The organism is Streptomyces sp. NPDC090021 (assembly GCF_044748225.1).
GTDB lineage: Bacteria > Actinomycetota > Actinomycetes > Streptomycetales > Streptomycetaceae > Streptomyces.
In genome coordinates this window covers 141,516-158,668 of record NZ_JBIVFO010000017.1, presented here as the reverse complement: position 1 = coordinate 158,668, position 17,153 = coordinate 141,516, and the positions used below count along the sequence as shown (strand labels likewise).

The following is a 17,153-nucleotide window of genomic DNA, read 5'->3' as shown; positions in this document are numbered from 1 at the left end:
AAGGAAACGCCGAATCGCCCTGGCGGCGATTCGGCTTCCCCTGCCCCGCTACGCGGGAGCGGGCATTCCCCCCACCCCTAAAGGGGCGGGCACCCCACCCGAGAACTCTGGTGGACGAGCTCCCGGTCCCCGCCGACCTTGACTCGGCTGGTGATCGCATCGGGCCAGATCATGTGTTCGTCCACTCCCAACACCCGGCACGTGTCGTGCCGGTTTCGCGCGTGCGGCGTGAGCCCCTCGTCGGCGATCCAGCGTTCCACCCCTTCGCGGTCACACTATCCGCGCGACCTCTTAACCGAGGTACGGGGCGGGTCGTCTCTCCAAGAAGTGCTGTACTCGCAGGCGTTGGGTGTGGTGCATGGGCAAGGTTCCCAGCTCAGCCGGCTCCACGAAGCGGAGTTCCGTGCTCTCGTCCGAGATTGCCGGCGTGCCCCCGGTGATGCGGGCCGTGAAGCAGACGTTGAACTGGCGGCGGACCTCGCCGTCGCTGTACTCGATGATGTGCTTCGGGTCCGTGTAGGTGCCGACCAGTCCCGTGATCTCCACGTCGAGCCCGGTCTCCTCCTTGACCTCCCGGACGGCCGTGCCGGGGAGGGATTCCGTGAGGTCCATCCCGCCGCCGGGCAGGGCCCACAGGTCGTTGTCACGGCGACGTTGCAGCAGGATGCGCCCCTGGTCGTCCGTGACGACGGCAGAGGCCGCCACGACCATGCTGTTCGGCTCGGGAGCGTGGGGATCGTTGTAGTACTCGGTCCGGGCCATCGGGTCACTCCTCCACGGGACGGGCCGTCTCCCACACCGCATCGAAGCTCTCGGCGTAGGTGTCGAACATGCCTCCGGCTTCGTGGCGTCGAAGGTGCCACACGGGCGCACCGTACGCGTTCACACCCCAGACGTGGGCATTGACCAGGACTTCGCCATCCGCCCGGTACAGGCTGTTGTAGAGGGTCGTGCCGTGCGTTCGCAGCTCGATGCCGGGAACGTCGGCCAGGGGTCGGTAGTACATGAGGGCGAGACGGCAGCGGGATTCGATGCCGTGCCCGAATCTCTCTTCCTGTCCACGCTGCCGGACGTTCTCGCTGTCCGCGTCACCGATGGCGATCCGGACCGCACAACCGTCCGTCGCACGTTCCCGAAGGAGGTCGTTCAGGCGGGGATACGCCTCGTGCAGGAACACCGCTGCGTAGACCAGCACGTCGATCCGTTCGCGAGCTGTCGTCAGCAGGTCCACGAACACGGAGACGGGAAGGTCCGCTCGCTGGTCGTACAGCGCCACCAGTTCGGGGCTGACGGCCCGCGCGGCACGGGCCTGTCTCAGCGCCGGCCACAGTGCGTGGACGTCCTCGCCCAGTGTCTCGGCAGTCAACAGCGCTGTTGCCCGTCGGGGCGTGCGCCCGAGGTTGACCCAGCGTTCGACGCTCTTCGGGTCGACACCGGTAGCGCTCGCCAGCGACGCATGAGTCCAGCCGCCGGATGCCATCAGGGCCCTTAACCGCTCGTTCTGCATAGGGACGTTCTACAGGCCGTGGGACGTCCCGAAGTGGGAAACGTACGAGGTTCCCCCGTCCTGATCACCACGGCGACGATCCCGGTACCAGCGAGGTACGAAGGGATCCGGAATGGTGCAAGGACTGTGGCAGCAGGTCGAACAGCGTGATCCGTTTCCGGTGCCCGATCCCGATCCGGCGGACCCGACGTGCGACGTCTGTGCGGCCCTGGTCGTACAGCGCGCTGAGTGCCACCGGCTGCGGGACCGGTCGGGGGTCGTGGACCGCAACGTCGAGATCCGCCGGCACCCCCACACGGAGGTGAGCCGATGACCCGCGCCGTGCTGCGCCACGTCCCCCACGCCATCCGGCACGCCCCGGAGGGCGGGGTGATCTACGAGGCGTTCTGCGTCGCTCACGGCTGCGGAGCCGAGTCCGGCGCGTGCGATGAGCAGGTGGCGGCTCAGGACTGGGCGCTCCGGCACGCCGGGCGGACCGGGCACGGGCTGTTCCGGCGAGTGCTCACCGATCATGCCCGCGTCACCCGTGGGACGTAGCCCCCACCGGTACGACGGCACGGGGCGGCTCACAATGGACGGGTGGACCATCCCGAACTGCAGTCTCGCCCGCCGTCTCCGCTCGTCGAGGCGGTGGACGAGCGGTTCGAGCGGTACGGCGTACGCCTGCTGCTGAAGCGGGACGACCTGGTGCATCCGGAGCTGCCCGGCAACAAGTGGCGCAAGCTCGCGCCGAACCTGCGGGCCGCACTGGAGGCGGGGGACGAGCAACTCGTCACCTTCGGCGGGGCGTACTCCAACCACCTGCGGGCCACCGCCGCCGCCGGCCGGCTGCTGGGCCTCGGGACGGTCGGCATCGTCCGCGGCGACGAGCTGGCCGGCCGGCCCCTGAACGACTCCCTCGCCCGGTGCGCGGCCGACGGCATGCGCCTGCACTTCGTCAGCCGCTCGCGCTACCGCGCCAAGGCCGACCCGCAGGCCCTGGCCGAGCTGCTGGACGGGGCCGGCGCGGGCGGGGCGTACGTCGTCCCGGAGGGCGGCAGCAACGCACTCGCCCTGGCGGGCTGCGCGGAGCTGGGCCGCGAGCTCCGCGGCGTGACCGACGTGGCCGCGGTGGCGTGCGGCACCGGCGGCACCCTGGCGGGCCTGGCCGCGGGCCTCGCACCCGGGCAGCGGGCGCTGGGCGTTCCCGTCCTGGCGGGGGGCTTCCTGTCCGGGGAGATACGTTCCCTCCAGACCGAGGCGTACGGCGGCCCGGTCGGCGACTGGGCCCTGGCCGAGGACTTCCACCACGGCGGCTACGCCCGTGTCCCGGCCGCCCTGGAGTCCTTCGCCGCCGACTTCGCCGCCCGCCACGGCTTCCCGGTGGAGCGGATCTACGTGGCCAAACTCCTCTGGGCCCTGACCACCCTCACCCGGGCCGGCGCCTTCCCGCCCGGCACGACCGTCACCGCGATCATCACCGGCCGCCCGTAGGGGACGGGGACGGGGTGGGGTGTTGTCCGGGACGTGAAACGTGATGTGTGGCGCGACACGGCCCGTACGGGCCGACACCGCCGGGGCGCCATAAATCATGAGTCCGGGACGACACCCCACCCCGGCACCGGCCCCGGCCGAGCCCCCGTCTCCGTCCCCGGCCGCCCCGCCAAGACACCTGCACCTGCACCGGCACCGGCACCACCGCCGATCCGCCGAGCAGCCCCGCAGGGGTCACGTGGCCTCGCGGTACGCCGCCGCCTCCTCCAGGTCCAGCCTGCGCAGCAGCACCCGCAGCATCTCGTCGTCGATGCGCCGCCCGTCGCGCAGCGCGACGAACACCTCCCGCTCCGACTCGATCATCTCGCCCGCGAGCCGCCGGTAGATGTCGTCCGCGGACTCCCCCGTCAGCGGGTTGACCTCGCCCAGCCGTTCCCACACCGCGTTGCGCCGCCGTTCCAGCACCGCCCGCAGCCGGTCCGCCAGCGGCGGCGGCAGCGTGGAGTTCTCCGGTTCCTCCAGCAGCTCCGTCAGCCGCTCCTCCGCCGCCCGCGAGGCCTCGCTCTGCGCCTGCGCCTCCGCCAGCGTCTCGGCCCGCACGTCCTTCGGCGGCAGCTTCAGCACCCTGATCAGCGGCGGCAGCGTCAGCCCCTGCACCACCAGCGTCCCGATGACCGTCGTGAAGGTGAGGAACAGGATCAGGTTCCGGTGCTGCACCGAGATCGGCACGGAGAAGGCGATGGCCAGCGAGACCACACCCCGCATCCCGGCCCAGCCCACGATCACCGGGGACTTCCAGTCGGTCTCCGGCTCCCGCGTCCGGATCCGGGGCGACAGCCGGCGCGGCACGAAGGTCGCCGGGAACACCCAGACGAAGCGGGCGACCACCACCACGACGAACACGGCGACCGCGTACCAGGCCGCGTCCATGCCCTGGTACTCCCCCAGCCCCGTGAGGACCACCGGCAGCTGCAGGCCGATCAGCGCGAAGACGACCGACTCCAGGATGAAGGCGACCATCTTCCACACCGCCGCCTCCTGGAGCCGGGTGGCGAAGTCGACCTGCCAGTTGCGGTGCCCGAGGTACAGCGCGACCACGACCACGGCCAGTACGCCGGAGGCGTGCACCCGCTCGGCCGCCGCGTACGCCACGAAGGGGATCAGCAGCGAGAGGGTGTTCTGGAGGAGGGGTTCCTTCATCCTTTTGCGCAGCTGGTGGATCGGCACCATGAGCAGCAGGCCGACGCCGACGCCGCCCACCGAGGCCAGCAGGAACTCCGCGATCCCGCCCGCCCAGCCGGCGCTCACCCCGACCGCCGCCGCCAGGGCCACCTTGTACGCGGTGATCGCGGTCGCGTCGTTGACCAGGGACTCGCCCTGCAGGATGGTCGTCAGCCGGTTCGGCAGCCGCAGCTTGCGGGCGATCGCGGTGGCGGCCACCGCATCGGGCGGCGCGATCACCGCGCCCAGTACCAGCGCCACCGGCAGGGACAGCCCGGGCACCAGCAGGTACGCCGCGTACCCGACGACGACCGTCGCGAAGAGCACGTAGCCGACCGACAGCATCGCGATCGGCCTGATGTTGGCCCGCAGGTCCAGGTACGAGCTGTCCACCGCGGCCGTGTGCAGCAGCGGCGGGAGCAGCAGCGGCAGCACGATGTGCGGGTCGAGGGTGTACGAGGGCACGCCCGGGACGTACGAGGCCGCCAGGCCGGCGGCGACCAGCAGGAGCGGCGCCGGAACGGGCGTGCGGCGGGCGAGTCCCGCCACGGCCGCGCTGCCCGCGACCAGGGCCACCAGCTGCAATGCGTCCATCGAAGATCCGTCCTCCTTCGTCGCGCGCCCGTACCCTGGCCGTACGCTGGCCATCATGAGCGAGTGCACCCACGTTGCCGAACTGCCGCGCCCCGAACCGGTCCCGTCTGCACAGACCTGCGCCGAATGTCTGGCGGCCGGCAGCCACCCGGTGCAGCTGCGGATGTGCCTGGGCTGCGGGCACGTGGCGTGCTGCGACTCCTCGCCCTTCCGGCACGCGACGGCGCACCACGACGAGACCGGCCATCCGGTCATGCGGAGCTTCGAGCCGGGCGAGACCTGGCGCTGGTGTTTCGTGGACGGTTCGATCGTCTGAGGCGGGGTAGTTCAACCCTCCGCCGGTTCCCCCGATTTGACCCCCGCAGACCCCTAGCCACTGTGCGTACCCATGGGCTTACCATCAGTCACTGGTCGCAGGGCAGGGTGCTCGGGGCGGGCGTCACGAGGGGTGCCGCGACACAATCGCCCGGATCGCGGTAGCGTCACCGGCGAAAAGAGCTCGTACCACCTTGGAGGTGAGGGTGTCCCAGATCGCAGGCGAGCCCGGGACTCAGGACTTCGTGGAAGTCCGGCTGCCCGCTGCGGGTGCCTACCTGTCGGTGCTGCGGACGGCCACGGCCGGCCTCGCGGCACGTTTGGACTTCACCCTCGACGAGATCGAGGACCTCCGCATCGCGGTGGACGAGGCCTGCGCGATCCTGCTCCAGCAGGCCGTGCCGGGCTCCGTCCTCAGCTGCGTCTTCCGGCTGATCGATGATTCGCTGGAGGTGACCGTCTCGGCGCCGACCACGGACGGACGCGCGCCGGAGCGTGACACGTTCGCGTGGACGGTCCTGTCGGCGCTGGCCGGCAAGGTCGAGGCCACGGTCGAGGAGAACCGGACGGTGAGCATCAGTCTGTACAAACAACGCGGCGCGGGGCCAGGCCCGGCGTGAGCGGCGGGGAGATCCCGGTGCGGGGCGGGGATCGGCCCCGGGTACGGCACGAGGTCGACGGCGGCATCCCGGAGCAGTTGCACGCCCGGCCGCACCCGGCTGACGCGGATGCGGAAGACGGCTTTTTGGACTCGGCGGAGCGACGGGCGGGCCCTATGAGCGAGAACCAGCACGACCAATCACAGCCGGCACAGCCGCCGGAGGCCGCTGCGCCGGCCCCGGCGGCGGGGTTCCCGGTGCCTCCGGCCCCGGCGGCCCTGCCCGATCCGCGCGACCGCAGCAGCGCGCGGGCCCTGTTCGTGGAGTTGCGGGCACTGCCCGACGGCTCGGCGGAGAAGGCGGAGCTGCGCAACCGGCTGGTACGGATGCACCTGCCCCTGGTCGAGCACCTGGCGCGGCGTTTCCGCAACCGCGGTGAGCCGCTGGACGACCTGACCCAGGTCGCGACGATCGGCCTCATCAAGTCGGTGGACCGGTTCGATCCGGACCGCGGGGTCGAGTTCTCCACGTATGCCACGCCCACGGTGGTCGGCGAGATCAAGCGCCACTTCCGTGACAAGGGCTGGGCGGTGCGGGTGCCCCGGCGCCTGCAGGAGCTGCGGCTCTCGCTGACGACGGCCACGGCCGAGCTGTCCCAGCAGCACGGGCGTTCCCCGACGGTGCACGAGCTGGCCGAGCGGCTCGGTATCTCCGAGGAGGAGGTGCTGGAGGGTCTGGAATCGGCCAATGCCTACAGCACGCTCTCCCTGGACGTCCCGGACACCGACGACGAGTCGCCGGCGGTCGCGGACACGCTGGGTGCGGAGGACGAGGCCCTGGAGGGCGTCGAGTACCGCGAGTCCCTCAAGCCGCTGCTGGAGGGGCTGCCGCCCCGAGAGAAGCGGATTCTGCTCCTCCGCTTCTTTGGCAATATGACGCAGTCGCAGATCGCGCAGGAAGTCGGCATCTCCCAGATGCACGTCTCCCGCCTGCTGGCCCGCACCCTGGCCCAGCTCCGCGAGAAGCTCCTCGTCGAGGAGTGAGCCCGGCCCGGCCACGCGCCGGGCTCAGGAGGAGGGCGGCTCTCCGATACCGAGGGCCTCGGTCGCCGTCGGGTTCACGAGCAGTGCGACGACGGCCACCGCGGCCACCGCGAGAGCCACGGCGGCGGCGATCATGGCACCGCCGGTGGTGTAGAGCGTCCAGGCCACCGGCAGCGCCATCAGCTGGGTGATCAGTGCCGGGCCGCGGCTCCAGCGGCGGCCCAGGCGCAGTCCGCGGGCGGCGATCAGCGGCAGCGCGGCGAGCGCGAGCAGGGTGATGCCGCCCGTCTCGGCCTGCTGCGGGGAGTCGGGGTCGCCGGCGATGCCGACGAACAGCATGTACACGCCGAGGCCGGCGAGCGCCAGCCCCTCCAGGGCGGTGAGCGCGGCCGCGGCGGTCAGCCGGCGGGGCGGCGCGGTGGGCGCTTCGACGGTGGGGGTGGGGGCCTTCGCGGGCTGCTTCTTACTCACCCGAGCAGGGTAGCGGCGCCCTCCGCGGGCCGGAGGGGACGGCCAGTAGGGTCGGCTCACGAAGGGGTGGGTAGTCTGGCGCTCATGCGTGCACTTCTCGTGGCCAACCCAGCAGCGACGACCACCAGTGCGCGCACGCGCGATGTCCTGATCCATGCCCTGGCCAGCGAGATGAAGCTGGAGGCGGTCACCACCGAGTACCGCGGGCACGCCCGGGACCTGGGGCGCAGGGCCGCGCACGAGGGGCTTGACCTGGTGGTCGCCCTGGGTGGCGACGGCACGGTCAACGAGGTGGTGAACGGGCTCCTGCACAACGGCCCCGATCCGGACCGGCTGCCCCGGCTGGCGGTGGTTCCCGGCGGCTCCACCAACGTGTTCGCCCGCGCCCTGGGGCTGCCGAACGACGCGGTCGAGGCGACGGGCGCGCTGCTGGACGCACTGCGCGAGGCACGCGAGCGGACGGTCGGCCTGGGACTGGCGGCGGGGACTCCGGGGACGGAGGACGAGTCGGTGCCGGCGCGCTGGTTCACCTTCTGCGCGGGCTTCGGTTTCGACGCGGGCGTCGTGGGGCGGGTCGAGCAGCAGCGGGAGCGCGGCAAGCGTTCGACGCACGCGCTGTACGTACGACAGCTGATGCGCCAGTTCTGGGAGGAGCCCAACCGGCGGCACGGCACGGTCACCCTGGAGCGGCCCGGAGCGGATCCGGTGACGGACCTGGTGCTGTCGATAGTGTGCAACACCTCACCGTGGACGTATCTGGGGAATCGTCCGCTTTACGCCTCCCCGGAGGCGTCGTTCGATACCGCGCTTGACGTATTGGCACTCAACCGTTTGTCAACTCCGGCCGTCGCCCGCTACGCGACACAGCTCCTGACCTCCACTCCTGAGCGGGGTCCACACGGCAAGCATGCGGTGTCTCTGCACGATCTGACCGACTTCACCTTGCATTCGAAGGTTCCCCTCCCGTTCCAGATGGACGGTGATCACCTCGGGCTGCGCACCAGCGTTCGGTTCACAGGCGTACGCCGTGCACTGCGTGTGATTGTGTGACCAGAAGGGCCTGTAGGCCTTTCACTCGAACGTTTACACGCCGGTCCACCCTCACGATGTAGGGCTGTGACCTAGTAGACACCGACGAATCAAAAAAAACTTTCCGGAAGGGGTTGTATCCCCGTCCGAGGTTTGCGAATCTCTTCATGGCGATCGGGACAGCCCGCAGGACCCGGCACCCACACAGACCGCCAGAACCCCTCCACGAATCTCAGACTGATCACCCGCGTGAAACCGGGCGATCGCCCTTCCCTCGCGGGGGGATTCGTGAAAGCGTTCACATTCACAAGCAAAGTGCCCGTAACACAAGGAGATGGAGCAGCCATGGACTGGCGTCACAACGCCGTTTGCCGCGAGGAAGACCCGGAACTCTTCTTCCCCATCGGCAACACCGGTCCTGCGCTGCTGCAGATCGAGGAAGCCAAGGCCGTCTGCCGCCGTTGCCCCGTCATGGAGCAGTGCCTGCAGTGGGCGCTTGAGTCCGGTCAGGACTCCGGCGTCTGGGGCGGTCTCAGCGAGGACGAGCGCCGCGCCATGAAGCGCCGCGCCGCTCGCAACCGGGCGCGCAACGCCAGCGCCTGACAACGACTTTCGAGCCTCGACGCGCAGCGCGCAGTAACGGTAGAAGCGCTCAGCAACGTGCTCTTGAGCCCCGGACCGAAGCATTCGGTCCGGGGCTCAGTGCTGCTGCGCGACTACGCTGCGTCCGCATGACCCGGAAGCCGTCGCTCACGCCGAGTCACCGTACGGCTGCTACTTCTGCGGGCTGGACGGCAGGTCGAGGACGACCTTGGTACCGCGCGGCTCGGCCCGGACCATGTCGAAGGTGCCGCCGAGTTCCCCCTCCACGAGGGTCCGGACGATCTGCAGACCGAGGTTGCCGGCCCGCTGGGGGTCGAACCCCTCGGGCAGGCCGTTGCCGTCGTCGAGGACGGTGATCAGCAGGCGCCCGTCCTTGCGGCCGGTCCCGCTGCGCAGCGCGGCCACCTCCACGGCGCCCCGCTCCCCCGGGGTGAAGGCGTGCTCCAGGGCGTTCTGCAGGATCTCGGTCAGCACCATCGACAGCGGGGTGGCGACCTCCGCGTCCAGGATCCCGAAGCGGCCGGTGCGCCGGCAGTCGACCCGGCCCGGTGAGATCTCCGAGACCATCGCGATCACGCGGTCGGCGATCTCGTCGAACTCGACCCGCTCGTCGAGGTTCTGGGACAGCGTCTCGTGCACGATCGCGATCGAACCGACGCGGCGCACGGCCTCGTTGAGGGCCTCGCGACCCTGGGGCGAATCCATGCGGCGGGCCTGGAGCCGCAGGAGCGCGGCCACCGTCTGGAGGTTGTTCTTCACCCGGTGGTGGATCTCCCGGATGGTCGCGTCCTTGGTGATGAGTTCACGTTCGCGACGGCGCAGTTCGGTGACGTCGCGGCAGAGCACCAGGGAGCCGATCCGGGTGCCCTTCGGCTTGAGCGGGATGGCGCGCAGCTGGATGACGCCGCCGTTGCCCTCGACCTCGGTCTCACGGGGGGCCCAGCCGCTGGCGAGCTTGACCAGCGCCTCGTCCACCGGGCCGCGGGAGGGGGCGAGTTCGGCGGTGGTGGCACCGAGGTCCTGGCCGACCAGGTCGGAGGCGAGGCCGAGGCGGTGGTAGGCGGAGAGGGCGTTCGGGGAGGCGTAGGTGACCACTCCGTCGGCGTCGAGCCGGATCAGGCCGTCGCCGACGCGCGGCGAGGCGTCCATGTCGACCTGCTGGCCGGGGAAGGGGAAGGCGCCCGCCGCGATCATCTGTGCGAGGTCCGAGGCGGACTGGAGGTAGGTCAGCTCCAGTCGGCTCGGTGTACGCACAGTGAGCAGGTTGGTATTGCGGGCGATCACTCCGAGTACGCGGCCCTCGCGGCGGACGGGGATCGACTCGACGCGCACCGGCACCTCCTCGCGCCACTCCGGGTCGCCCTCGCGCACGATGCGGCCCTCGTCGAGCGCGGCGTCGAGCAGGGGACGGCGGCCGCGCGGCACCAGGTGTCCGACCATGTCGTCCTGGTACGAGGTGGGGCCGGTGTTCGGGCGCATCTGGGCGACCGAGACGTACCGCGTGCCGTCGAGGGTGGGCACCCACAGCACGAGGTCGGCGAAGGAGAGGTCGGAGAGCAGCTGCCACTCCGAGACCAGCAGGTGGAGCCACTCCAGGTCGGTTTCTCCGAGAGCGGTGTGCTGGCGTACGAGGTCGTTCATGGAGGGCACGTTGCGAGCGTACCCCGGGTACGCACGATGACTTTCCCCACGCGGGTACTCAGGAGTATCCAGGAGGGGCGCGGGCCGCGTACTGTTGGAGGAAGTGACGGGTTTCCAGCTACCGTCATTGGATGGACAGAACAGATTGGTCTAGTCCAGAATTGGCTTACAGTCTCCGCCCTCCCCGCACAGGAGGACGGAACGAGGTGGCCGCGCGCTCTGCCCTGACCGCGCAGGCACCTCTCACCGGCCGCCGGGAACCGCACACCTGACGGCCGTAAGTACTCCGGGCTACGGTGCCGGACGGGTTGAGGGTCCCGTCCTGCACCGTGGCCCAGAGGAATTCCCGGGGCCTTTCACGGCCAGGCCGACAGGGCCCGCTCCGCCACCGCCTCCAGTTCCTCCCGGGTCGCCCCGTCGCGCGACTGCCGGAACATCCCCTGAAGCACGGCCCCGGCATACCAGGCCGGCGCCCGCGCCTCCGTGTCCGCGGGCAGCGCGCCGGTCGCGATGTCGGCGCGGATCCGGCGCTCGAAGAGCCCCAGGTCGGCGTTGCGGCGCTCGCGCAGCGCCGTGGCCGAGCTCGGGGCCCGCGGGGACGCGGAGGCCCTCCGGGCGGCGTACGAGGCCCACCCCGCACACACGGAGTCGGTGGACATCCTGGTCAACAACGCGGGGGCGGCGGACTTCGCCGGGGCGGGTGACGTGGACGCCCCCGCCCCGGCGTCGGACCGGTTCCCGGGAGGCCGCATGCCCGGGGCGGGATCAGCATGGAAAGTGGCGGGAACCCCCGTCGTACCCGGCCCACTCTGCTAGATTGGTCTATACCACATCACCCACTCCAGATCGGCAGGCCCCGCGTGGAAGTTGTCATCGTCCCGGACGCCAAGGCAGGCGGCGAGCTCATCGCGGAGGCCATGGCCGCCCTGGTGCGCCGCAAGCCCGACGCCCTGCTCGGCGTGGCGACCGGCTCTACCCCGCTGCCCGTCTACGAGGCCCTCACGCGCAAGGTCGGGGCGGGTGAGGCCGACGTCTCCCGGGCCCGGATATGCCAGCTCGACGAGTACGTGGGCCTGCCCGCCGGGCACCCGGAGTCCTACCGGGCCGTCGTCCTGCGCGAGGTCGTCGAGCCCCTCGGCCTGACCGACGCCTCCTTCATGGGCCCCGACGGTGCGGCCGAGGACCTCGTCGCCGCGTGCGAGGCCTACGACCGGGCCCTGGCCGAGGCCGGCGGCGTCGACCTCCAGCTGCTGGGCATCGGCACGGACGGGCACATCGGCTTCAACGAGCCCTGCTCCTCCCTGGCCTCGCGCACCCGCATCAAGACGCTGACGGAGCAGACTCGCGTGGACAACGCGCGCTTCTTCGACGACGACCTGGAGCAGGTGCCGCACCACGTCATCACCCAGGGCATCGGCACCATCCTCGACGCCCGCCACCTGGTCCTGCTGGCCACCGGCGAGGGCAAGGCCGAGGCCGTCGCACAGACCGTCGAGGGGCCGCTGTCCGCCCTCGTACCGGCGTCCGCGCTGCAGCTGCACCGGCATGCGACCGTCGTCGTGGACGAGGCCGCCGCCTCCAAGCTCAAGCTGGCCGACTACTTCCGCCACGCCTACGCCAACAAGCCGTCCTGGCAGGGGCTGTAGCAGCCGTAGCGCCCGGAACGGACGAAGGGCCGGGCTCCCGCTGGGAGTCCGGCCCTTCGCCGTGGGCGGCGGAGCCGGGCACCACCCCTGTGACGGGTGCCCGGCTCCGGTACCGCGGCGTCACACCCCTGTGACGGCCTCCGCGACGACCTCGGCGGCGGCGCGTCCGCAGACGCGCGCGGCGCCGTGCGTCGCGATGTGCAGGGCCCCGCGCGGCTCGGCGCGGGGCAGCCCCATCTCGACCACGACCGTGTCCGGGCGGGCTTCGACCAGGGCGTCCAGTACCTCGGTCATCCACGCGTGCCGGTGCGCGTCGCGGACCACCGCGACGACGGTGCGCTCCCCCGCCGCCGCCAGGATCTCCCCGGCCGTGGCGCCCCGGGGGTACAGGCCCGAGGCGGTGCCCGGCAGCAGCTCGGCCAGTTCGGCGGCCGGGCCCCACGGGGTCTCGTCGCCGACCGCGATGTTCGCCACCGGGGTCAAGGTCGCGACGTAGGGCCGGGCGGCCGACGGGCCCGCCGACCCGGTGACGACCAGGGCCCGGCGGGCGGCGGTCAGGCCGATGCCGGACGCGCGGCTCCCCTCCGGCCGCGCGTCGGGCCGGGCCGCCCGGGTCCAGGCGGCCAGCGCCCGGACCCGGGCGGCGGCGTCGGCGAGGCGCTCCTGCGGGAGCGTGCCCTCGTGCACGGCCGCGACCAGCGCGTCGCGCAGCCGCAGGACGGTGGCCTCGTCGGCGAGTCCGCCGCCGACACAGATGGCGTCGGCGCCCGCCGCGATGGCGAGGACCGAGCCGCGCTCGATCCCGTACGTTCCGGCGATGGCGTTCATCTCCATGCCGTCGGTGACGATGAGGCCCTCGTAGCCGAGCTCCTTGCGCAGCAGACCGGTGAGGATCTGCGGGCTGAGCGTGGCCGGGCGGGTCGGGTCGAGGGCGGGCACCAGGATGTGCGCGCTCATCACGGCCCTGGTCCCGGCCTCGATGGCGGCCCTGAACGGTACGAGTTCCCGTGCGACGAGGGTGTCGAGGTCCACGTCGATGCGCGGCAGGGCGTGGTGGGAGTCGACGTTGGTGTCGCCGTGGCCGGGGAAGTGCTTGGTGCACGCGGCGACGCCGGCGGCCTGGAGGCCCTCGACGTAGGCGGCGGTGTGCCGGGCGGCGAGGTGGGTGTCGGCGCCGAAGGACCGTACGCCGATGACCGGGTTGTCCGGGTTGGAGTTGACGTCGGCGGAGGGCGCCCAGTTGAGGTTGACGCCGCATTCGGCGAGACGGCGGCCCAGCTCGTGGGCGACGTCCCGGGTCAGGCCGGTGTCGTCGACGGCGCCGAGGGCCAGGTTGCCGGGGAAGGACGAGCCGCCCCGGACCTCCAGGCGGGTGACGTCGCCGCCCTCCTCGTCGATGGCGACGAGGACGTCGTCCCGCTCGGCGCGCAGCTGCGCGGTCAGCGCGGCGAGCTGCTCGGGCGAGGCGATGTTGCGGCCGAACAGGCCGACCGAGGTGAGGCCTTCGCCGATCCGGCGGAGCAGCCAGGCCGGGGCGGTGGTGCCCTCGAAGCCGGGCTGGAGGACGGCGAGTGCGTCGCGGGTCACCTCGTCGGAGGCGGTGGCGCGGTGCGCAAGGACAGTCATGACGGCGTCATCCCTTCACTGCGCCGGCGGTCATGCCGCCGACGGCCTTGCGCTGGAGGAAGATGAAGATCAGCAGGACCGGGACCGCGAAGAGCGAGGACGCGGCCATGGTGGCGCCCCAGTCGTTGCCGAAGGCGGACATGAACTCGGTCAGCCACAGCGGCAGGGTCTGCGCGGTCTTCTCCTTGTTGAGGATCAGGACCATGGCGAACTCGTTCCAGGCGGTGATGAAGCCGAAGAGCGAGGTGGACATCAGGCCGGGGGCCAGCAGCGGGAAGATCACCTTGCGGAAGGCCTGGCCGCGGGTGCAGCCGTCGATCTGGGCGGCCTCCTCCAGGGTCACCGGGACGGCGGCGATGAAACCGCGCAGGGTCCAGATGGTGAAGGGCAGGATCATCACGAAGTAGATCGCGGTGAGCAGCGGGAGGCTGTTCAGCATCTCGGCGTCGCGAACGATCATGTACATGGCGATGACCATGACCTCCCAGGGGGCCATCTGGGCCATCATCACGGTGAGGACCAGGCCCTTGCGGCCCTTGAACCTCATGCGGGCGATGGCGAAGCTCGCGGCCAGGGCGACGAGCAGGGCCAGCAGCACGGCGCCGAGGGTGACCAGGACGCTGTTGGTGACGTACGTCCAGAAGTTCTCGACCCCGGTGGCCTTGCCGAAGTTGTCCATCGTCGGCGTGAAGACGAAGACGGGGTCCTTGGTGAGCATCTGGTCGGCCGGCTTGAGGGCCGACGAGAACATCCAGTACACGGGAAAGACGAAGAGCAGGGCCAGCAGGAGGGCGCCGAGGTTCTTGGCCACGGCCGCGGGGCGCACCGGGCGGCGGGTGCGGAGCTGCTGTGCGGGCCGCTCGGGAGCCGCCGGCTTCGGGGCGGTGGTCGTGCTCACTGCTCCTCCTCCTGCTTCAGGATCAGGCGGAAGTAGAAGGACATGACGATCATGAGGATCACGATCGTGAGGACGGAGATCGCGGCGGCGAGGCCGTAGTGGAACTGGCTCTGGCCCTCGACGTAGGCGAAGACCGGCAGGATCTCGGAGCCGCGGTCCGGGCCGCCCTTGTTGATCGCGTAGACCTGGGTGAAGGCCTTGAAGACCCAGATGACCTCAAGGAAGGTGGTGATGAGGAAGAAGGGCTTCAGGTTCGGGAAGACGATCCTCCAGAAGGTCTGCCAGCCGTTGGCCCCGTCCATCCGGGCGGCCTCGTACAGCTCGGCGCCGACCGTGGTGAGCCCCGCGTACATGTTGAGGGCGACGAAGGGGATGGAGCCCCAGACCACCAGGATGGTGATGATCACCATGGTGGAGAGGCCGGTCTCCATCCAGTTGTGCTGTTCGTAGCCGGTGAAGCCCGCGGTGCGCATGACCCAGTTCATGACACCGAACTGCTCGTCGAACAGCCAGCGGAAGACCTGCACCGAGGCGACGATCGGCATGGCCCAGGCCATCACCAGCGCCATCGAGAGGACCAGGCGCATCTTCTTGCCGAGCCTGTTCAGCAGGATGCCGATGAGGCTTCCCAGCGCCATGATCAGCGCGACGTTGGCCAGGGTGAAGGCGAAGCTGCGGACGACGACGGTCCAGAAGGCCGTGTCACCCAGCAGTTCGGTGTAGTTGGCGAGTCCCGCGAAGGGGTACTTCCGCTGGATGAACTCGACCTTGTTGATGTCCTGGAGGGACAGGATCACGTTCTTGATCAGCGGGTACAGCAGGAGCGTCGCGAGGGCGAGCACCGCGGGCGCGACCAGCAGATAGGGCAGCCACCCCGTGGGGAGCGACTTCCCGCCCCCGCGAGGCGGCGTGGGGCCTGTGCCGGTTGCTGGGGCCGGCGTCTGGGGCAGTCCGGCGGACTTCGGTGGTGCGTCCTGTGGAGCGCTGGTCACCGCTCCCTGGGAGTGCACGGTCATGGCTTGGCTTCCTCGCGGTTGACTGTGGAGTCAAATGCGCGACCGGGGGCGCGGCGGGTGTCCGGGCACCTGCCGCACTCCCCGGTGCGATCACACTGCTGGGTCGTGCGGGTACTGCGGGGCGGGACTACTTGTTGATGCGCTTCGCGATCTCCGCGTCCGCCTCGGCGCCGGCCTTGGCCGCGTCCTCACCCTTGAGGACCTTGGTCATGAACTCCTTGATGGGGTTCGGCTCGGTCTCGACGTTCGCCCAGCCCGCGGTGACCGGGGTGATCTTGCCGTTGACGCCGCCCTTGCCCATGGCCTCGGCGAAGGAGCCCGCGGCGGGGGTGAAGTTGGCGGCGGCCTGGTTCGGGAGCAGCGCACCCTTGGTCTCGGCCGCGTACTTGGTCATCTGGTCCTTGCCGGCGGCGAGGGCCAGCCACTCCTTGGCGAGCTCCTTGTTCTTGGAGCGCTCGGCCACGGCGAGGTTCGAGCCGCCGAGGAAGACGGTGCCGGTCTTGTCGGCCGTCTTGCCGGGGATCGGGAAGTAGCCGAAGTCGGCTTCCTTGCCCGCTTCCTTCAGGGCCTTCTCGGCACCGCCGGCCTCCCAGCCGAGACCGATCCAGGAAGCGACGCCGCCCTTGGGGACGATGTCGGTGGACTGCTGCGGGTTGGCCTCGTCCTTGTCCTTCGGCGCGGTGGAGTAGGACTGGAGCTTCTTGTAGAACTCCATCGCGGCGCCGGCCTGCGGGGTGCCGAGGCCGCCCTTCCACTTGTCGCCGTCCTTCACGGCGAGGTCGCCGCCCTCGTCCCAGATGAGACCGGCGAGGACGTACCAGCTCTGGCCGGGGAGGTAGATGGGCTGGGTGGCCGGGTCGGCCGCCTTCAGCTTCTCCAGGCCGGCGATCCACTCGTCGCGTGTGGTGGGCGGGGTGACGCCGGCCTTGGCGAAGGCCTTCTTGTCGTAGACGACGACGCGGTTGGCGGCGTACCAGGGGGCGGAGTAGAGCTTGCCGTCGACCTCGGCCGAGGCGAGCATGCTCTTCTGCCAGGCGTCGGCGCCGAGGGCGGCCTTGTCCTTCGTCAGGTCGGCAAGACCGCCGGTGACCGCGTAGCCGGCGGTCTGGGTGTTGCCGAGCTCAAGAACGTCCGGAGGGTTGTTCTCGGAGAGGGCCGTGGTGACCTTCTCCTGGATACCGGTCCACTTCTGCTCCTCGACCTTGACCGTGACACCGGGGTGCTTGGCCGAGAACTCCTTGTTGACCTCGTCGATCCAGGCCTTCGGCGCCGAGCCGTCCATGACCCAGACGGTGATCTCCTTGGGACCCGCGTCGGCCTTGGCCTTGTCGTCGTCCCCATTGCCACACGCCGCGAGACCGACCATCATGCCCGCGACACCGACCGCCGCGATGAGCTTGCGCTTCACGCCACCCTCCTCAGGGATGCCTGCCTGCACTTCCCTTGCCCGCCGCGGTGACATACGCGAAGT

The 17,153-nt window shown here is 70.7% G+C and carries 19 protein-coding genes; 9 read left to right on the top strand and 10 right to left on the bottom strand.

Annotation, left to right across the window (positions count from 1 at the left end):
• Positions 1-291: 291 nt before the first annotated feature.
• Together ACIPXC_RS16370 and ACIPXC_RS16365 are read right to left on the bottom strand one after the other, a co-directional pair.
• A complete protein-coding gene (locus ACIPXC_RS16370; RefSeq protein WP_401617930.1) occupies positions 292-762 on the bottom strand; it encodes an NUDIX domain-containing protein in 471 nt (156 codons plus the stop codon).
• Positions 763-766: 4 nt separating this feature from the next.
• A complete protein-coding gene (locus tag ACIPXC_RS16365) occupies positions 767-1,507 on the bottom strand; it encodes an XRE family transcriptional regulator (protein ID WP_401617927.1) in 741 nt (246 codons plus the stop codon).
• 112 nt (positions 1,508-1,619) lie between these two features.
• Between ACIPXC_RS16365 and ACIPXC_RS16360 the strand changes: the two genes are divergently transcribed.
• The 3 genes from ACIPXC_RS16360 to ACIPXC_RS16350 are packed head-to-tail and all read left to right on the top strand — an operon-like array spanning position 1,620 to position 2,980.
• Positions 1,620-1,820, top strand: a complete 201-nt coding sequence (locus ACIPXC_RS16360; protein WP_401617924.1) for a hypothetical protein — start codon at positions 1,620-1,622, stop codon at positions 1,818-1,820.
• A complete protein-coding gene (locus tag ACIPXC_RS16355; protein ID WP_401617921.1) occupies positions 1,817-2,044 on the top strand; it encodes a hypothetical protein in 228 nt (75 codons plus the stop codon). Before ACIPXC_RS16360 ends, ACIPXC_RS16355 begins: the two co-directional genes overlap by 4 nt.
• Before the next feature lie 42 nt (positions 2,045-2,086).
• Positions 2,087-2,980 (top strand): 1-aminocyclopropane-1-carboxylate deaminase/D-cysteine desulfhydrase, encoded by an 894-nt coding sequence (locus ACIPXC_RS16350; protein WP_401617918.1) that lies wholly within the window; start codon positions 2,087-2,089, stop codon positions 2,978-2,980.
• 234 nt (positions 2,981-3,214) lie between these two features.
• Here the strand turns inward: ACIPXC_RS16350 and ACIPXC_RS16345 are convergent, their stop codons facing one another.
• Positions 3,215-4,795, bottom strand: a complete 1,581-nt coding sequence (locus tag ACIPXC_RS16345; protein ID WP_401617915.1) for a Na+/H+ antiporter — start codon at positions 4,793-4,795, stop codon at positions 3,215-3,217.
• A gap of 55 nt (positions 4,796-4,850) precedes the next feature.
• Here ACIPXC_RS16345 and ACIPXC_RS16340 point away from each other — a divergent pair, with 55 nt between their 5' ends.
• The 3 genes from ACIPXC_RS16340 (at position 4,851) to ACIPXC_RS16330 (ending at position 6,752) form a co-directional block, all read left to right on the top strand.
• Entirely contained in the window at positions 4,851-5,111 is a 261-nt protein-coding gene (locus ACIPXC_RS16340; protein ID WP_392577885.1) for a UBP-type zinc finger domain-containing protein, read from the top strand.
• A gap of 205 nt (positions 5,112-5,316) precedes the next feature.
• Positions 5,317-5,730 (top strand): anti-sigma regulatory factor, encoded by a 414-nt coding sequence (locus tag ACIPXC_RS16335; protein ID WP_030012703.1) that lies wholly within the window; start codon positions 5,317-5,319, stop codon positions 5,728-5,730.
• Between the two features lie 11 nt (positions 5,731-5,741).
• The gene (locus tag ACIPXC_RS16330; RefSeq protein WP_386454041.1) at positions 5,742-6,752 is read left to right on the top strand and encodes an RNA polymerase sigma factor SigF; all 1,011 of its coding nucleotides are present in this window, start codon (positions 5,742-5,744) and stop codon (positions 6,750-6,752) included.
• Positions 6,753-6,776: 24 nt separating this feature from the next.
• Here ACIPXC_RS16330 and ACIPXC_RS16325 read toward each other — a convergent pair whose 3' ends face one another.
• Positions 6,777-7,223, bottom strand: a complete 447-nt coding sequence (locus ACIPXC_RS16325; RefSeq protein WP_401617913.1) for a hypothetical protein — start codon at positions 7,221-7,223, stop codon at positions 6,777-6,779.
• Between the two features lie 84 nt (positions 7,224-7,307).
• Between ACIPXC_RS16325 and ACIPXC_RS16320 the strand changes: the two genes are divergently transcribed.
• Together ACIPXC_RS16320 and ACIPXC_RS16315 are read left to right on the top strand one after the other, a co-directional pair.
• Positions 7,308-8,273 carry a diacylglycerol/lipid kinase family protein gene (locus ACIPXC_RS16320; RefSeq protein ID WP_401617910.1) on the top strand — a complete coding sequence of 322 codons (966 nt, stop codon included), beginning with the start codon at positions 7,308-7,310 and terminating at the stop codon, positions 8,271-8,273.
• Between the two features lie 324 nt (positions 8,274-8,597).
• The gene (locus tag ACIPXC_RS16315; protein WP_003953983.1) at positions 8,598-8,855 is read left to right on the top strand and encodes a WhiB family transcriptional regulator; all 258 of its coding nucleotides are present in this window, start codon (positions 8,598-8,600) and stop codon (positions 8,853-8,855) included.
• Positions 8,856-9,026: 171 nt separating this feature from the next.
• Here ACIPXC_RS16315 and ACIPXC_RS16310 read toward each other — a convergent pair whose 3' ends face one another.
• Both ACIPXC_RS16310 and ACIPXC_RS16305 read right to left on the bottom strand, forming a co-directional pair.
• Positions 9,027-10,496: a sensor histidine kinase gene (locus tag ACIPXC_RS16310; protein WP_392578015.1), complete on the bottom strand. Its 1,470-nt coding sequence runs from the start codon at positions 10,494-10,496 to the stop codon at positions 9,027-9,029.
• 356 nt (positions 10,497-10,852) lie between these two features.
• Positions 10,853-11,155: a hypothetical protein gene (locus tag ACIPXC_RS16305; protein WP_401617908.1), complete on the bottom strand. Its 303-nt coding sequence runs from the start codon at positions 11,153-11,155 to the stop codon at positions 10,853-10,855.
• Between the two features lie 201 nt (positions 11,156-11,356).
• On the opposite strand from ACIPXC_RS16305, the gene nagB reads away from it, so the two are divergent.
• Positions 11,357-12,142: a glucosamine-6-phosphate deaminase gene (gene nagB, locus ACIPXC_RS16300; RefSeq protein ID WP_401617905.1), complete on the top strand. Its 786-nt coding sequence runs from the start codon at positions 11,357-11,359 to the stop codon at positions 12,140-12,142.
• Positions 12,143-12,262: 120 nt separating this feature from the next.
• Here nagB and ACIPXC_RS16295 read toward each other — a convergent pair whose 3' ends face one another.
• The 4 genes from ACIPXC_RS16295 to ACIPXC_RS16280 form a co-directional block, all read right to left on the bottom strand.
• Positions 12,263-13,768 carry a glycoside hydrolase family 3 protein gene (locus ACIPXC_RS16295; protein WP_401617902.1) on the bottom strand — a complete coding sequence of 502 codons (1,506 nt, stop codon included), beginning with the start codon at positions 13,766-13,768 and terminating at the stop codon, positions 12,263-12,265.
• Positions 13,769-13,775: 7 nt separating this feature from the next.
• Complete coding sequence (locus ACIPXC_RS16290; protein WP_401617899.1) at positions 13,776-14,666, bottom strand: carbohydrate ABC transporter permease; 891 nt, start codon at positions 14,664-14,666, stop codon at positions 13,776-13,778.
• The gene (locus ACIPXC_RS16285) at positions 14,663-15,682 is read right to left on the bottom strand and encodes a carbohydrate ABC transporter permease (RefSeq protein WP_401617897.1); all 1,020 of its coding nucleotides are present in this window, start codon (positions 15,680-15,682) and stop codon (positions 14,663-14,665) included. Before ACIPXC_RS16285 ends, ACIPXC_RS16290 begins: the two co-directional genes overlap by 4 nt.
• Positions 15,683-15,809: 127 nt before the next feature.
• A complete protein-coding gene (locus ACIPXC_RS16280; protein WP_401617894.1) occupies positions 15,810-17,090 on the bottom strand; it encodes an extracellular solute-binding protein in 1,281 nt (426 codons plus the stop codon).
• Positions 17,091-17,153: the final 63 nt, after the last annotated feature.

What these genes read in the sequence shown, in the direction of transcription:
- ACIPXC_RS16370 (WP_401617930.1), bottom strand. Translation starts at nt 762, where the DNA reads ATGGCCCGGACCGAGTACTACAACGATCCCCACGCTCCCGAGCCGAAC.
- ACIPXC_RS16365 (WP_401617927.1), bottom strand. Translation starts at nt 1,507, where the DNA reads ATGCAGAACGAGCGGTTAAGGGCCCTGATGGCATCCGGCGGCTGGACT.
- ACIPXC_RS16360 (WP_401617924.1), top strand. Translation starts at nt 1,620, where the DNA reads ATGGTGCAAGGACTGTGGCAGCAGGTCGAACAGCGTGATCCGTTTCCG.
- ACIPXC_RS16355 (WP_401617921.1), top strand. Translation starts at nt 1,817, where the DNA reads ATGACCCGCGCCGTGCTGCGCCACGTCCCCCACGCCATCCGGCACGCC.
- ACIPXC_RS16345 (WP_401617915.1), bottom strand. Translation starts at nt 4,795, where the DNA reads ATGGACGCATTGCAGCTGGTGGCCCTGGTCGCGGGCAGCGCGGCCGTG.
- ACIPXC_RS16340 (WP_392577885.1), top strand. Translation starts at nt 4,851, where the DNA reads ATGAGCGAGTGCACCCACGTTGCCGAACTGCCGCGCCCCGAACCGGTC.
- ACIPXC_RS16320 (WP_401617910.1), top strand. Translation starts at nt 7,308, where the DNA reads ATGCGTGCACTTCTCGTGGCCAACCCAGCAGCGACGACCACCAGTGCG.
- ACIPXC_RS16315 (WP_003953983.1), top strand. Translation starts at nt 8,598, where the DNA reads ATGGACTGGCGTCACAACGCCGTTTGCCGCGAGGAAGACCCGGAACTC.
- ACIPXC_RS16310 (WP_392578015.1), bottom strand. Translation starts at nt 10,496, where the DNA reads ATGAACGACCTCGTACGCCAGCACACCGCTCTCGGAGAAACCGACCTG.
- ACIPXC_RS16305 (WP_401617908.1), bottom strand. Translation starts at nt 11,155, where the DNA reads ATGTCCACCGACTCCGTGTGTGCGGGGTGGGCCTCGTACGCCGCCCGG.
- ACIPXC_RS16295 (WP_401617902.1), bottom strand. Translation starts at nt 13,768, where the DNA reads ATGACTGTCCTTGCGCACCGCGCCACCGCCTCCGACGAGGTGACCCGC.
- ACIPXC_RS16285 (WP_401617897.1), bottom strand. Translation starts at nt 15,682, where the DNA reads ATGACCGTGCACTCCCAGGGAGCGGTGACCAGCGCTCCACAGGACGCA.